Source organism: Streptomyces sp. NPDC002730, from assembly GCF_042888805.1.
Taxonomy (GTDB): domain Bacteria; phylum Actinomycetota; class Actinomycetes; order Streptomycetales; family Streptomycetaceae; genus Streptomyces.
Genome location: NZ_JBIAQG010000016.1, coordinates 86,187 through 100,594, shown reverse-complemented (window position 1 = coordinate 100,594; position 14,408 = coordinate 86,187). Strand labels below are relative to the sequence as shown.

The window sequence follows — 14,408 nt, the reverse complement described above, 5'->3', positions numbered from 1 at the left end:
CCGCCCCCAGGAAACTGTGGACGATGCCCGGGGGCAACACCCTCTTGCGGGCATCAGGTGGAGGAGGCGCTGTGAGCAGCGACCCGTGGGGCCGTGTCGATGAGACGGGCACCGTGTACGTGCGTACTGCCGATGGCGAGCAGGTCGTCGGATCGTGGCAGGCGGGCACTCCCGAGGAGGCCCTGGCCTACTTCGAGCGCAAGTACGAGGGCTTGGTGGTCGAGATCGGCCTCCTCGAGCGGCGGGTGAAGACCACCGATCTCTCGGCCAAGGACGCCCAGACCGCCATCGATCATCTGCGTCAGCAGGTGGACGAGCATCACGCCGTGGGTGACCTCGGCGCGCTGCGTGTCCGCCTCGACGCTCTCGTCGCGACGGTGGACAAGCGCCGCGAGGAGCGCAAGGTCCAGAAGGCGAAGCAGAACGACGAGGCGCGGCACTCCAAGGAGGCGCTGGTCGCCGAGGCCGAGGAGCTGGCGCAGAGCGAGCAGTGGCGCTCCGCGGGCGAGCGGCTGCGCGCGCTGGTGGACACCTGGAAGGGCCTTCCCCGGCTCGACCGGAAGTCCGACGACGAGCTGTGGCACCGTTTCTCGCACGCGCGCTCCGCGTTCTCCAAGCGCCGCAAGGCGCACTTCGCCTCGCTGGACGCGCAGCGCGAGGAGGCCCGTAAGGCCAAGGAGAAGCTGGTCGCCGAGGCCGAGTCGCTCTCCGGCTCGACCGACTGGGGTGTGACGGCCGCCCGCTACCGCGAGCTGATGGCGGAGTGGAAGGCAGCGGGCCGCGCCCAGCGCGAGGCCGAGGACGACCTGTGGAACCGTTTCCGCGGCGCCCAGGACGTCTTCTTCGCCGCGCGCAGCGGGGTCTTCGCCGAGCGGGACGCCGAGCAGGGCGAGAACCTCAAGCTCAAGGAGGAGCTCGCCGCCGAGGCCGAGAAGCTGATGCCGGTGACGGACCTCAAGGCCGCGCGTGCCGCCTTCCGGTCCATCAACGAGCGCTGGGAGGCCATCGGCCACGTACCGCGTGACGCCCGGCCCAAGGTCGAGGGCCGGATGCACGCGGTGGAGCGTGCCCTGCAGGAGTCCGAGGAGAACGAGTGGCGCCGGACGAACCCTGAGGCGCGTGCGCGTGCCGCGGGTCTGACGGGTCAGCTCCAGGCGGCCGTGGACAAGCTGCGCGGGCAGATCGACGCGGCGCGCGCGGCGGGCAACAACGCCAAGGCCGACAAGCTCGCCAAGGAGCTCGAGGGCCGGCAGGCGCTGCTCGACCAGGCCCTGAAGGGCCTGGAGGAGTTCGGCGGCTGAGAGGCCCCGCAGGCGGCCCCGGTACGGGATGCGTACCGGGGCCGCCTCATGTCCGGCTGGGGGCTGCGGCCACGCCCGGCTACGGCCTGCGGCTCATGCCCCGCTGCTGCGGGCCGAGGTCACCCGGTACACGTCGTAGACGCCCTCCACGCCCCGTACCGCCTTCAGTACGTGCCCGAGGTGCTTCGGGTCGCCCATCTCGAAGGTGAAGCGCGAGGTGGCCACCCGGTCGCGGGAGGTCTGGACGGCCGCCGACAGGATGTTGACGTGCTGGTCCGACAGGACGCGGGTGACGTCCGAGAGAAGCCTGGACCGGTCGAGCGCCTCGACCTGGATGGCGACCAGGAAGACGGACGACTGGGTCGGGGCCCATTCGACCTCGAGGATGCGCTCCGGCTGCTGCGAGAGCGAGTCGACATTGACGCAGTCGGCCCGGTGAACCGATACGCCGGAGCCGCGCGTGACGAAGCCGATGATGGGGTCGCCGGGGACGGGCGTACAACAGCGGGCGAGCTTGACCCAGACATCCTCGACGCCCTTGACGACCACGCCGGGGTCGGCGTTGGCGCGGCGCTTGCTGCGGCCGCCGTGCGTGGGCGGTGTGCTCTCGGCGATGTCCTCGCTTGCGGCCTCCTCGCCGCCGACGGCCTGCACCAGCTTCTGTACGACGCCCTGCGCGGCCACATGGCCCTCGCCGATCGCCGCGTACAGGGACGAGATGTCCGGGTAGCGCATCTCGTGCGCCAGTGTGACGAGCGAGTCGCCGGTGAGAATGCGCTGGATCGGCAGGTTCTGCTTGCGCATGGCCCGCGCGATGGCGTCCTTGCCGTGCTCGATGGCCTCGTCGCGACGCTCCTTGGAGAACCATGCGCGGATCTTGTTGCGCGCCCGGGGCGACTTGACGAAGCCCAGCCAGTCGCGGGAGGGCCCGGCGCCTTCGGCCTTGGAGGTGAAGACCTCCACCAGGTCGCCGTTGTCGAGGGTCGATTCGAGCGGGACGAGCCGTCCGTTGACCCGCGCCCCTATGGTCCGGTGGCCGACCTCGGTGTGCACGGCGTACGCGAAGTCGACGGGCGTGGCGCCGGCCGGCAGCGCTATGACGTCGCCCTTCGGCGTGAAGACGAAGACCTCGTTGCGGGAGAGGTCGAAGCGCAGGGACTCGAGGAACTCGCTGGGGTCCTCGGTCTCCTTCTGCCAGTCGAGGAGCTGGCGCAGCCACGCCATGTCGTTGATGTTGTCGTCCTTGCCGGCCTTCTTCGGTACGTCGGAACGCACCTTGGAGGCACCGGCGGAGGGCTCCTGCTTGTACTTCCAGTGCGCCGCGATGCCGTACTCGGCACGGCGGTGCATGTCGAAGGTACGAATCTGCAGCTCGACGGGCTTGCCGTTGGGGCCGATCACCGTGGTGTGCAGCGACTGGTACATGTTGAACTTCGGCATCGCGATGTAGTCCTTGAACCGGCCGGGGACCGGGTTCCATCGCGCATGGACGGTGCCGAGTGCGGCGTAGCAGTCGCGGACGCTGTCGACGAGGACGCGGATGCCCACCAGGTCGTAGATCTCCGCGAAGTCACGGCCGCGGACGATCATCTTCTGGTAGACGCTGTAGTAGTGCTTCGGCCTGCCTGTGACGGTCGCCTTGATACGGGCGGCGCGCAGATCGGACTGGACCTCGTCGGTCACTATGGCGAGGTACTCGTCACGCTTGGGCGCGCGCTCGGCGACGAGCCGCACGATCTCGTCGTACATCTTTGGGTAGAGGATCGCGAAGGCGAGGTCCTCCAGCTCCCACTTGATGGTGTTCATGCCCAGGCGGTGGGCCAGGGGCGCGTAGATCTCAAGGGTCTCGCGGGCCTTCTTCTCCTGCTTCTCCCGCTTGAGATAGCGCATGGTGCGCATGTTGTGCAGCCGGTCGGCGAGCTTGATGACCAGGACGCGCGGGTCCTTGGCCATGGCGACGACCATCTTGCGTACGGTCTCGGCCTGCGCGGCCTCGCCGAACTTGACCTTGTCGAGCTTGGTGACGCCGTCGACGAGGAGGGCGACCTGGTCGCCGAAGTCGCGGCGCAGGGTGTCCAGGCCGTACTCGGTGTCCTCGACGGTGTCGTGCAGCAGCCCGGCCATCAGGGTCGCCGGGTCCATGCCGAGCTCGGCGAGGATGGTGGTGACGGCGAGCGGGTGCGTGATGTACGGGTCGCCGCTCTTGCGCTTCTGGCCGCGGTGCCAGCGCTCGGCCACCTGGTAGGCACGCTCGACCTGGCGAAGCGTGGAGGTCTCGATCTTGGGGTCGTTGCTGCGCACTATCCGCAGCAGCGGTTCCAGGACGGGGTTGTACGGCGAGGAGCGCTGCACGCCCAGGCGGGCGAGGCGGGCGCGTACGCGGTTCGAGGAGCCGCCGGTCCGGGGCACGGAGGCGGGCGTGTGCTTGCCCGCAGGCGTGGGCTTGGCGGCGGGCATGGGCTTGTCCGCAGGCATGGCCTTGGCGGCGGGCGTGGCCTTGGCGGCAGAGACCGGGGCCGCACCGTTCGCACGCTCGGGCACTGCCGGCTTTGACTTCTCTGCCGGCTTCTTCTCGGGCGTGACAGGGGCTGCCGCGGCCTTTTCGGCCTGCTGGTCGGGCTGCGCGGCGGCGGGCTGGGCCTCGTCTGGCAAGAGCGCTCCTCGTGCGGTTCCGGGTCCCCCGGTCAGGCCCGGAGAGGCCATGGTATCGACCCAGGAGTCACGGTGCTCACGAGGCTGCAGGTCCGCACTTGACGGAAGAGGGCATCCGGATACCCGCCGTCTGCCCTTCGTCACTTCCTGTCTCCGCGCTGTTGCAGCGAGGAGCCGAGCACGCCTCCGGCGGACAGAACAGCGGGCGCCCCGGGAAGATCCCGGGGCGCCCATTGCCGAAGCGAAGCGTTGCGTTGCGTTGCGTCAGATCGTGATCAGAGTCTCCAGCGGAGCCCCGCGCAGCGTCGGCTCCAGGCGGGCCCGGCCGTCGAGGAAGCCGAGTTCCATCAGGACCGCGACGCCCGCCACGTCGGCGCCGGCCCGGCGGATCAGCTCCAGCGAGGCCTCGGCCGTGCCGCCGGTGGCGAGGACGTCGTCGATGACCATGACACGGTCGCCCGACTGAAGGTCCTCGGCATGCACCTCGATCTCGGCAGTGCCGTACTCCAGCTCGTATGCCTGGGAGAGCGTCGCTCCGGGGAGCTTGCCCGCCTTGCGTACGGGAATGAACCCGAGCCCGGCGCGGACCGCGACCGGCGCGGCCAGGATGAAGCCGCGCGCCTCCAGACCGACGATCTTCGTGGCCCCGTGACGTACACAGAGCCCGGCGAGCGCGTCGGTCATGGCGGTGAAGGCCTCGGGATCCGCGAGCAGAGGCGTGATGTCCTTGAACATCACCCCCGGCTTCGGGTAGTCGGGCACATCACGGATACGGCTGAGCAGGAACTCCTGCGTACCGACGGTCATCGGCGCTTGTCCGAAGGACGGCCGCGGCCCCGGTTGCGCGGGCCCACCACGGCACCCGCCGCAGCGGTGCCGCCGACCACCTCGTTCTGCGGCTCGCCCGACTCGTCGTCGGAGTCCTCCGCCGACTCGCCCTTGGCCGCGGCCTGCGCGCGCTTGGCGAGCACCCGCTTCTTCAGCGCCTTCATCTGGGGCTCGCGCTCCTTGAGGTCGGCGACGAGCGGCGTGGCGATGAAGATCGAGGAGTACGCACCTGCGGCGAGACCGACGAACAGCGACAGCGAGATGTCGTTGAGCATGCCCGCGCCGAGGACGCCGCCACCGATGAAGAGCAGGCCGGCCACCGGCAGCAGCGCGACGACGGTGGTGTTGATGGAACGCACCAGCGTGCCGTTGAGGCTGCGGTTGGCGATCTCGCTGTAGGTGTAGCGGGTCTGCTTGGTGATGTCCTTCGAGCCCTCCTTGAGACCGTCGAAGACGACGACGGTGTCGTAGAGGGAGTAACCGAGGATGGTCAGCAGACCGATCACGGTGCCCGGCGTGACCTCGAAACCGACGAGCGCGTACACACCGATGGTGATCGTGAGGTCGTGGATCAACGCGATCAGGGCGGCGATGGCCATCCGCCACTCGAAGGCGATCGCGAGATAGATCACCACCAGGAGCATGAAGACCGCTAGACCGGTCCATGCCTTGTTGGCGATCTGCTCACCCCAGCTGGGGCCGACGATCTCGGCGTTGATCTTGTCCTTCGGGATGTTCAGCTTGTCGGAAAGCGTCTCGTTGACCTTGTTGGCCTGGGCCTGGTCGAGCTCGCTGACCTGGATCCGCAGCCCGCCGTTGCCGAGCTTCTGGACGATCGCCTCATGGCCCGAGATCTCCTTGGCGTAGGACTGGGCCTTGCTGACGGAGACGCTCGTGCTCGGGGTGGTGAAGACGGCGCCACCCTTGAACTCGATGCCAAGGTTGAGACCCCGCACCGCCAGGCCGACGATCGCCGTGATGGTGATCAGGATCGAGATCCCGTACCAGATCTTCCGCTTGGCGACGAAGTCATAGCCGACCTCGCCGCGGTAGAGCCGGGCGCCGAGGCTGCCGAGTCGCGACATCTCACGCCTCCTTCGGGTCGGTGGGGACGGAGCCGCGGCGGGAGCGGCGCAGCGGGGGCTTGGCGCCGAGCCGCTTCGGGTCCAGACCGGACCACGGGTGACCGCTCGCGAAGAACTTCCTGCGGGCGAGGAGCGTCATGACCGGCTTGGTGAAGAGGAACACCACGACCACGTCGAGCACGGTGGTGAGACCGAGCGTGAAGGCGAAGCCCTGGACCTTGCCGACGGTGACGATGAAGAGCACCGCGGCGGCGAGGAACGACACGAAGTCGGAGACCAGGATCGTGCGCCGGGCACGCGGCCAGGCACGCTCCACGGCCGGCCGGAGCGTACGGCCCTCGCGGATCTCGTCCCGGATGCGTTCGAAGTACACGATGAACGAGTCCGCGGTGATACCGATCGCAACGATCGCACCACACACCGCGGGCAGATTCAGGGCGAAGCCGATGCCGGGGCCGAGCAGAGCCATGATCGTGTACGTCAGGATCGCCGAGACGATGAGGCTGAGGATCGCAATGAGAGCCAGGCCACGGTAGTACGCCACCAGGTAGATGATGACCAGCGCGAGGCCGATCGCACCGGCGATGAGGCCGGCCTGCAGCTGCTCGCCGCCCAGCGCCGCGGTGACGGTCTGGACGCTCTGCTCATGGAAGGAGAGCGGAAGCGCACCGTACGACAGGATGTTGCCCAGATCCTGTGCGGACTGCTGGGTGAAGCTGCCGGAGATCTCGGCGTTGGCGCTCAGTGTCTGGCGCACCGAGGGCGCCGAGACAACCTCGCCGTCCAGGACGATGGCGAACTGGTTCATCGGGGGCTGCTGCTGCGACAGCCGGCTCGTGATCTTCTGGAACTTCTTGGAGCCGGCGTCGGTGAAGTCCATCTGCACGATCCACTGACCGGTCCGCTGGTCGATCGTGGCCTTGGCGTCGTCGACGTCCTTGCCGTTGACCTCGGCCGGGCCCAGCAGGTACTTCTCCCACACGCCTTCGGAGTTCTTGCCACAGCCGACCGTCGGAGCGGTGGGCAGGACGTTTTCGCCGGCCGCGACGCGGGCCTTCTCCTTCGTGCAGTCGAGAGCCAGGAACTGCTTCTGCAGCTTGTCGGCGCCCGCCGCGGCACCCGAGGGAGTGGGCTTCGGCGTCTCGGAGGTCTTGGGCTTGCCTGCGTCCGAGGGGTTCGGAGTCGGGGTCGCGGCCTTCAGTGAGTCGGTGACGGCGCGGCCCTGCGTGGTCGCAGTGGCCGAGGGCGTGGCGGAGGCCGGCGGGTTGACCGTCTCCTTGTTGCCGGCCTTGTCCTTGCCGTCCTTTGCCTTGCCGGACGGCGAGGCACTCGGGGTGGGCTGCGGAGCCGTGGGGGTCCCGGCGGCGACGGTCAGCACCGGCCGGAAGTAGAGCTGGGCGGTGGTGCCGACCTGCTCACGGGCCTGCTGAGAATTCGTCCCCTTGGGGATGTTGACGATGATGTTCTTCTGGCCCTGGGTCTGAACCTCGGCCTCGGTGACGCCCAGACCATTGACACGGCGCTCGATGATGCCGACCGCGGTGTTCATGTTGGTCTCGTTGATGGCGTTCTTGTTGCCGACGGTGTTCTTCGCCTCGAGCGTGATGGACGTACCGCCCGCCAGGTCGATACCCAGACGCGGTGTGAGCTGACCCGCCAGGAACATTCCGCCTGTGAGCGCGACCATGGCGATCAGAATCAAAGCCAGGGCACGCCCCGGCTTGCTCTGAGCCCCCGCGGGCCTTCGGCCCCTATTCGGTGCTGCCACCTTCTCGTTTCTCCCTGTCCAACCGTCCCGTGCCGGGTGTGCGCCGGGGCGGCCACGAAGTGTTGTGGGGACCTGCCCGCGCAGAAGTCAGCACGGCCCGGGGACCGCCGGACGCCGGTGGGCGTCGCCGCGGTCCCCGATCGTGACTACTTCGCGTCGGTCTCGCCCTCGGCCTTGCCGTCCTTCGGCGTGGCATCGTCCTTCGGCGTGACCTCGTCGTCCTTCGGCGTGACTTCGTCCTTCGCCTCGATCTCGTCCGCCTCGGGCTTCTTGCCGAGGTCGATCTTGGCAGCGTCCGACGAGTCGGAGTCCGTGGCGTCGGAGTCCGTGGTCTCCGTCAGCGAGGAAGCGTCGTCCGGCACGATCGGGCCGTCGACCTTGAGGTCGCCGTCGCCGTGCACGATGCGGTTGTACTCCTCGTCGTCGAGGACCGCGCCGATGGCGTTCTTGGCGTAGACGGCGTGGACGCCGGGGGCCACCTCGAGGAGGACCGTGTCGTCGTGCAGTTCCTTGACGGTGGCGTACATGCCCCCGATCGTCCGGACACCGGTGCCGGGCTGCATTTCGTTGCGCATCTGCGCAGCCGCCTGCTGCTTCTTCTTGGCGGACCGGGTCATCAGGAACATGGCCCCGATGAGCACGATGAAGGGGAGGAGGGTCACGAGACTCACGGGACGGAACTTCCTTCGCACGACCGCGCTGGTGAGGCGGCCTTATCTACGGGGGTGGGCACGCCGACCTGGAAGGGCGGCATCGGCGGAGTCTAAGCGAGTCCGCATCGATGGAACAACGCCCAGCATCCCACCCTGGTTCCTGGCCGTGCGAGTCTCCGCGCCGTCACGCCCTGAACAGCCCCGGTTGTCCGCTTGCGCCCGGCGCCTGCTGCGGTGGTACGAGGCCGAGATGCGCCCATGCCGCAGGGGTGGCGACTCGTCCGCGGGGGGTCCGGGCAAGGAGCCCCTCCCGTACCAGGAAGGGCTCGGCCACCTCCTCGACCGTCTCACGCTCCTCCCCCACGGCCACCGCGAGCGTCGACAGACCCACCGGGCCGCCGCCGAAGAGTTTGAGCAGTGCCTGGAGCACGGCACGGTCGAGGCGGTCGAGTCCGCGGGCGTCGACCTCGTACACCCGCAGAGCCGCGGCGGCCACCTCGCGGGTGATCAGGCCGTCCACCTTGACCTGGGCGTAGTCACGGACGCGGCGCAGCAGCCGGTTGGCGATACGGGGCGTGCCGCGGGAGCGGCCCGCGATCTCGGCGGCGCCGTCGGCCTCTATCTCGACGTCGAGAAGCTGGGCGGAGCGGTGAATGACCCGCTCCAGCTCGGCGGGGTCGTAGAACTCCATGTGGGCGGTGAAGCCGAAGCGGTCGCGCAGCGGGGGCGGCAGCAGCCCGGCCCGCGTGGTGGCACCGACCAGGGTGAAGGGCGGGAGCTCGATCGGGATGGCGGTGGCTCCCGGGCCCTTCCCGACGATCACATCGACCCGGAAGTCCTCCATGGCCATGTAGAGCAGCTCTTCGGCCGGCCGCGACATCCGGTGGATCTCGTCGAGGAAGAGAACCTCGCCCTCCTGGAGGGAGGAGAGGATCGCGGCCAGATCGCCGGCGTGCTGGATGGCTGGGCCCGAGGTGATCCGGATCGGGGCGTTCATTTCGGCCGCGATAATCATGGAGAGGGTGGTCTTGCCGAGGCCGGGGGCGCCGGAGAGCAGGACATGGTCTGCGGTGGCGCCGCGTGCGAGGGCCGCTTTCAGGACAAGGTCCAGCTGCTCGCGGACGCGCTCCTGGCCGACAAACTCGGCCAGCGACTTCGGCCGCAGCGCCGCCTCGACGGCCTGGTCCTCGCCGTCGGCGGACGCGCCGACGAGCCGCTCGGTTGCGGTGTCGTCGGTCGGCGGTGCGGTGTCGTCCCAGTTCACAGTGGTAGGCCTCGTGGGGTCAGCGGGTGCGGTTCAGGGTCTGCAGGGCGGCCTTCAGCAGCTGGCCGACCTGGGGTGTGCCGCCCGCGGCGACGGCGGCCTCGGCCTGCGGCGTGACGGCGGCAACCGCCTCGTCGGCCTCGCGAGTGGCGTAGCCGAGGCCGATCAGCGCGCCGTGCAGCTGGTCACGCCAGGCCATCGGGGCCGCGGCGGCGGTGCCGACGCCCTGCCTGACGATATGCGCGCCGACCGGCTCGCCGAGGCGGTCCTTCAGCTCGAGCAGCAGTTTCTGGGCGCCCTTCTTGCCGATGCCCGGGACAGCGATGAGTGCCTTCTCGTCGCCGGTCGCGACGGCGATACGGAGGGCGTCCGGGGTGTGCACGGCGAGCATCGCCTGGGCCAGGCGTGGGCCGACACCGCTCGCGGTCTGCAGCAGCTCGAAGACCTGGCGCTCGTCGTCGTCCACGAAGCCGTAGAGCGTGAGCGAGTCCTCCCGTACGACGAGGGAGGTGGCGAGCTTGGCCTCCTTGCCGATGCGCAGCTCGGAGAGGGTGTTCGGCGTGCACTGGACTGCCATGCCGATACCGCCGACCTCGATGACCGCGGTGGTGGGGGCGAGGGCGGCGACCGGGCCGCTCACAAAGGCGATCATGCGGTACGGCCTTTCGATGCGTGCAGAGCGACAGCTTGCTGGAGGCGATTCTGCGCGGGTGCGCGCCAGATGTGGCAGATGGCGAGGGCGAGAGCGTCGGCGGCGTCGGCGGGCCTGGGCGGGGCGTCGAGCCGCAGCAGCCGTGTCACCATCGCTCCGACCTGCGCCTTGTCCGCCCGGCCGCTGCCGGTGACGGCCGCCTTGACCTCACTGGGTGTGTGCAGGGCGACGGGGATGCCGCGGCGGGCGGCGCAGAGCATGGCGATCGCGCTGGCCTGTGCGGTGCCCATGACCGTACGGACATTGTGCTGGCTGAACACCCGCTCGACGGCGACGAATTCGGGGCGGTGTTCGTCGAGCCACTGCTCGATGCCCTGCTCGATGCCGACCAGTCGGCTGCCGAGCTCGGCGTCCGCAGGCGTACGCACGACTCCGACGCCGAGCATCGTCAAGGGGCGGCCCGCGACGCCTTCGACCACACCGATGCCGCACCGGGTCAGCCCCGGGTCCACGCCCAGTACCCGCACGCTGCCCCTCCCCTCACACTTTCGACCATGTGTTCCTGCGTTGCTGCAGGCTATCCGCTCGTACTGACAACGGGCCGACAACGAGGACGGGCCGACAGGGGCGTGTCCCTGTCGGCCCGTCCTCGTACGCGTAGTTGAGCGTCCGTCAGGCGTCGACCTTCTCCATGACCTCGTCCGAGACATCGAAGTTGGCGAAGACGTTCTGCACGTCGTCGCTGTCCTCGAGCGCGTCGATCAGCTTGAAGATCTTGCGCGCGCCCTCTTCGTCGAGCTCGACCTGCATGGTCGGCAGGAAGTTGGCCTCGGCGGAGTCGTAGTCGATGCCCGCCTCCTGGAGCGCGGTGCGGACCGCGACCATGTCGGTGGCCTCGCTGACGACCTCGTACGACTCACCGAGGTCATTGACCTCTTCGGCGCCGGCGTCCAGGACCGCGCCCAGGACGTCGTCCTCGCTCAGCTCCCCCTTGGGGACGATCACAACGCCCTTGCGGTTGAAGAGGTACGAGACGGAGCCCGGGTCGGCCATCGAGCCGCCGTTGCGCGTCATCGCGACGCGTACGTCGGAGGCGGCGCGGTTGCGGTTGTCGGTGAGGCACTCGATGAGCACCGCGACGCCGTTCGGGCCGTAGCCCTCGTACATGATCGTCTGGTAGTCGACGCCGCCCGCCTCGAGACCGCCGCCGCGCTTGACCGCGGAGTCGATGTTCTTGTTCGGGACGGAGCTCTTCTTCGCCTTCTGGATGGCGTCGACGAGCGTCGGGTTACCCTCGGGGTCGACTCCGCCGGTGCGGGCCGCGACCTCGATGTTCTTGATCAGCTTCGCGAAGAGCTTGCCGCGCTTGGCGTCAATCACGGCCTTCTTGTGCTTCGTCGTAGCCCATTTAGAGTGGCCGGACATCTGCCTGTCTCCTTCGCGTAACCAATTTCTGAACGAACCCCAGAGATCCTACCGGGATCGGCCCGCCCGTCTCCCGACCACCACCCCAGTTGGGCGCTGAAGCGCGAACCTACTGAACTGCTGCGCGCACCATGTCGACGAACAGGGCGTGCACCCGGTGGTCACCCGTCAGTTCGGGGTGGAAGGACGTGGCCAGGACATTGCCCTGCCGTACGGCGACGATGTGACCACCGTGCTCGGCGAGCACCTCGACCTCGGCCCCGACCGACTCGACCCACGGGGCGCGGATGAAGACTCCCTCGACCGGGCCGTCGTCCACGCCCGCGACCTCGACGGCCGCCTCGAAGGACTCATTCTGACGCCCGAAGGCATTACGGCGGACGATCATGTCGATGCCGCCGAGTGTCTCCTGGCCCGAGCGCGGGTCGAGGATCTTGTCGGCGACCATGATCAGGCCGGCGCAGGTGCCGTAGACGGGCAGCCCCGCCGCGATCCGCTCACGCAGCGGCTCGAGCATGCCGAACAGCACCGCGAGTTTGGACATCGTGGTGGACTCGCCGCCGGGGACGACAAGGCCGTCGACCTCGGCGAGCTCCTCGGGGCGCCGGACCGGCCTGGCCACGGCATCCGCCGCGGCCAGGGCGATCAGGTGCTCCCGTACGTCGCCCTGGAGAGCCAGGACACCGATCACGGGAGTGGTCATTACCAGCCTCGGTTCGCGTAGCGCTCGGCCTCGGGGAGGGTGTCGCAGTTGATGCCGACCATGGCCTCGCCGAGGTTGCGGGACGCGTCCGCGATGATCTTGGGGTCGTCGTAGAAGGTGGTGGCCTTCACGATGGCGGCGGCGCGCTTGGCGGGGTCACCCGACTTGAAGATGCCGGAGCCGACGAAGACGCCCTCGGCGCCGAGCTGGCGCATCAGCGCGGCGTCGGCGGGGGTGGCCACACCGCCCGCGGAGAAGAGGACCACCGGCAGCTTGCCCAGCTCGGAGACCTCCTTGACCAGCTCGTACGGGGCGCGCAGCTCCTTGGCCGCGGCGTACAGCTCGTTGTTGTCGTAGCCGCGCAGACGGGCGATCTCGTTCTTGATCTGGCGCAGGTGACGGACGGCCTCGACGACATTGCCGGTGCCGGCCTCGCCCTTGGAGCGGATCATGGCCGCGCCCTCGGCGATCCGGCGCAGGGCCTCACCCAGGTTGGTGGCGCCGCAGACGAACGGGGTGGTGAAGGCGAACTTGTCGGAGTGGTTGACCTCGTCGGCCGGGGTCAGCACCTCGGACTCGTCGATGTAGTCGACGCCGAGGGACTGCAGCACCTGGGCCTCGACGAAGTGACCGATCCGGGACTTGGCCATGACCGGGATCGAGACCGCGTCGATGATCTCTTCGATCATGTTCGGGTCGGACATCCGGGCCACGCCGCCGTCCTTGCGGATGTCGGCGGGGACCCGCTCCAGTGCCATGACGGCGACCGCGCCCGCGTCCTCGGCGATCTTCGCCTGCTCGGCGTTGACCACATCCATGATCACGCCGCCCTTGAGCTGCTCAGCCATACCGCGCTTGACGCGCGCGGTGCCGGTCTCGGGGGCCTGCGGGGTGGTGGGGAGGGTGCTGGACACGGAGGGACCTCACTCGGTGAAAGAAAGTTGATGCCTCACAGATGCAACCTCCGAGCACCAGTCCACAGCAAGGGCCAATGCACAGCCGGTGGATCGTTTTGGAATCGAAGGTGCAGCGGTCAGGTGCCCGGGCGGTCGGCCAGCGCGACGGGGGGCTCGTCGTCCATCTCGAAGGCCAGCGGAAACGGCGCGTGTCCGGCCAGCCGGAACCAGCGGACCTTGCGGTGGCGGCGCAGCGCCCGTGCCGCGCGCACCGCGTCGTTGTGGAACCGCCGCGCCATCGGGACCCGGCGTACGGCTTGCGCAAGCTCGCCCGCCGCCTCCTCACCGCCGGGGACCTCGCGCACCGCTTCGACCTGCGCCGCCTCCCCGAAGACGGCCCGCAGCGCGGCGCTGAGCTCGCTCTCCGCGACCTCGCGCTGCTCCTCCTCCGCCTGCCGGGCCGCGTGCGCGGCCTCGTACAGCACGATCGACGCGGCCGGATCGAGCACGCCGGAGGTGGCCAGTTCCTGGGTGACCGAGGCCCGGCGCAGGAGTTGGGCGTCGAGCGCGGCGCGGGCGGCGTCGATACGGGTGTGCAGTCGGTCGAGCCGCCCGGCGGTCCAGCTCAGATACAGGCCGATCGCGACGAGGGCGACGACGATCCAGATGAGGGTTACGGTCACGGGCCGCAAGGCTACCTGTGGCGGCGGGGGAGGTTTGTTCCCCTACCCGCCCCTTCCCGAAACTGGGGCAGGCCCCAGGCCCCCTTGGGAGGGGTACGTGGGGGCTGACGCCCCCACACTCCGGAGCGGCAGCTTCGCGCCGCAGACCAGACGCCCCCGGACCCGCCCCACACGAGGACGTGCAAGGGCCGTGCTCCGGACGTGGCCCCGAACCGGCAGCGTCACACCGCACACCAGACACCGCGGACCCGCCACCGGTCCAAGAACGCGCAGGCGTTCTCCCAACAACCCCGAACCGGCAGCCTCGCACCGCAAACCACAGGCACGCGCCCCTACCCCCGGCCGACAGGCTTCGCGGACGCGGGGGGGCAAAGCCTCAACGTCGACGGGCACCCGGGGCGCCCCGCGAACCACGCCCTGGCAGGGGACGCGCAGGGGTCGTGTTCTGGACGTAAAGCGTCGCAACTCGCGCGAAGCGCGGTGAGGAAAGCAGTCCAG

Annotated in this window: 13 protein-coding genes; 1 reads left to right on the top strand and 12 read right to left on the bottom strand. The window is 69.2% G+C overall.

Annotated features, from left to right (window positions below; translation table 11 throughout):
* Positions 1-71: 71 nt before the first annotated feature.
* Complete coding sequence (locus tag ACFYXH_RS34760) at positions 72-1,301, top strand: DUF349 domain-containing protein (protein ID WP_389571698.1); 1,230 nt, start codon at positions 72-74, stop codon at positions 1,299-1,301.
* Positions 1,302-1,394: 93 nt separating this feature from the next.
* Here the strand turns inward: ACFYXH_RS34760 and ACFYXH_RS34755 are convergent, their stop codons facing one another.
* From ACFYXH_RS34755 to ACFYXH_RS34700, 12 genes are all read right to left on the bottom strand, one after another.
* Positions 1,395-3,953, bottom strand: a complete 2,559-nt coding sequence (locus tag ACFYXH_RS34755; protein ID WP_389571696.1) for a RelA/SpoT family protein — start codon at positions 3,951-3,953, stop codon at positions 1,395-1,397.
* Between the two features lie 264 nt (positions 3,954-4,217).
* On the bottom strand, positions 4,218-4,760 hold the full coding sequence (locus ACFYXH_RS34750; protein WP_389571694.1) for an adenine phosphoribosyltransferase: 543 nt from the start codon (positions 4,758-4,760) through the stop codon (positions 4,218-4,220).
* Complete coding sequence (gene secF, locus ACFYXH_RS34745; RefSeq protein WP_389571691.1) at positions 4,757-5,866, bottom strand: protein translocase subunit SecF; 1,110 nt, start codon at positions 5,864-5,866, stop codon at positions 4,757-4,759. The genes ACFYXH_RS34750 and secF overlap by 4 nt, the downstream gene beginning before the upstream one ends.
* Position 5,867: 1 nt before the next feature.
* Entirely contained in the window at positions 5,868-7,634 is a 1,767-nt protein-coding gene (gene secD, locus ACFYXH_RS34740; RefSeq protein ID WP_389571689.1) for a protein translocase subunit SecD, read from the bottom strand.
* Positions 7,635-7,780: 146 nt separating this feature from the next.
* Positions 7,781-8,305 (bottom strand): preprotein translocase subunit YajC, encoded by a 525-nt coding sequence (gene yajC / locus ACFYXH_RS34735; RefSeq protein WP_389571686.1) that lies wholly within the window; start codon positions 8,303-8,305, stop codon positions 7,781-7,783.
* Between the two features lie 166 nt (positions 8,306-8,471).
* Positions 8,472-9,551 (bottom strand): Holliday junction branch migration DNA helicase RuvB, encoded by a 1,080-nt coding sequence (gene ruvB / locus ACFYXH_RS34730; RefSeq protein ID WP_389571683.1) that lies wholly within the window; start codon positions 9,549-9,551, stop codon positions 8,472-8,474.
* 19 nt (positions 9,552-9,570) lie between these two features.
* The gene (ruvA, locus tag ACFYXH_RS34725; protein ID WP_389571680.1) at positions 9,571-10,203 is read right to left on the bottom strand and encodes a Holliday junction branch migration protein RuvA; all 633 of its coding nucleotides are present in this window, start codon (positions 10,201-10,203) and stop codon (positions 9,571-9,573) included.
* Positions 10,200-10,730, bottom strand: a complete 531-nt coding sequence (ruvC, locus tag ACFYXH_RS34720) for a crossover junction endodeoxyribonuclease RuvC (RefSeq protein ID WP_385306452.1) — start codon at positions 10,728-10,730, stop codon at positions 10,200-10,202. The genes ruvA and ruvC overlap by 4 nt, the downstream gene beginning before the upstream one ends.
* A 145-nt stretch (positions 10,731-10,875) precedes the next feature.
* Positions 10,876-11,628, bottom strand: coding sequence for a YebC/PmpR family DNA-binding transcriptional regulator (locus ACFYXH_RS34715; protein ID WP_327322314.1), 753 nt, complete (start codon positions 11,626-11,628; stop codon positions 10,876-10,878).
* A gap of 109 nt (positions 11,629-11,737) precedes the next feature.
* Entirely contained in the window at positions 11,738-12,331 is a 594-nt protein-coding gene (gene pdxT, locus ACFYXH_RS34710) for a pyridoxal 5'-phosphate synthase glutaminase subunit PdxT (protein ID WP_327322315.1), read from the bottom strand.
* Entirely contained in the window at positions 12,331-13,179 is an 849-nt protein-coding gene (pdxS, locus tag ACFYXH_RS34705) for a pyridoxal 5'-phosphate synthase lyase subunit PdxS (RefSeq protein WP_254708194.1), read from the bottom strand. The genes pdxT and pdxS overlap by 1 nt, the downstream gene beginning before the upstream one ends.
* Before the next feature lie 185 nt (positions 13,180-13,364).
* Positions 13,365-13,910, bottom strand: coding sequence for a hypothetical protein (locus ACFYXH_RS34700; protein ID WP_362679379.1), 546 nt, complete (start codon positions 13,908-13,910; stop codon positions 13,365-13,367).
* Positions 13,911-14,408 lie beyond the last annotated feature (498 nt).